The following is a 546-nucleotide window of genomic DNA, read 5'->3' on the forward strand; positions in this document are numbered from 1 at the left end:
GAAAGTTAAATTATTCCAAAGGGAGTGACGTTTCATGAAGAAGACTATTCTTTCTTTAGCCGTTGTACTTTCTATGTTTGCAAGTGTACCTGCTATTTATGCATCTCCTCTTATTATTGATTTAGATTCGGAAGAATCGGTTAACGGGTTTACATCAGCCAAACCCAAGGTGAACCTCATTTATCAGTCCAAGGCACCGGGTAATGGCATATATGTTCGTGATAGTTTTCATTTTATGCCTGATATTATTTACTCAAGTCTAAAGTCAGGTGAGCACAAAGTAGCTAGATACGTTAAGCTACGTCAAGGAGAAAAAGTATGGATAGGTTCCTTGTATAGTAAGACTTTAACTGATGGTTCAACAAGTTTTGGATATTCGGAGGATGAATTGGAAATAACTTCTGATAAAGACGGTTACTATTTAGTCGAATACAGCGCTCCAAATTCAGATGTAGGTGTAAAGGAGTACTCTATTCGCACTATAGTTGAAATAACAGATTAACAGACCCCGCCCGCACCTCTCATCGATGTGTAACAGGGCGGGCC

At 39.0% G+C, this 546-nt stretch carries 1 protein-coding gene; it reads left to right on the plus strand.

What is annotated here, in order from left to right:
* Window positions 1-34: 34 nt before the first annotated feature.
* Complete coding sequence (locus tag PPOP_RS19050) at window positions 35-502, plus strand: hypothetical protein (RefSeq protein WP_042230308.1); 468 nt, start codon at window positions 35-37, stop codon at window positions 500-502.
* Window positions 503-546 lie beyond the last annotated feature (44 nt).

It is taken from the genome of Paenibacillus popilliae ATCC 14706, assembly GCF_000315235.1.
Taxonomy (GTDB): domain Bacteria; phylum Bacillota; class Bacilli; order Paenibacillales; family Paenibacillaceae; genus Paenibacillus_B; species Paenibacillus_B popilliae.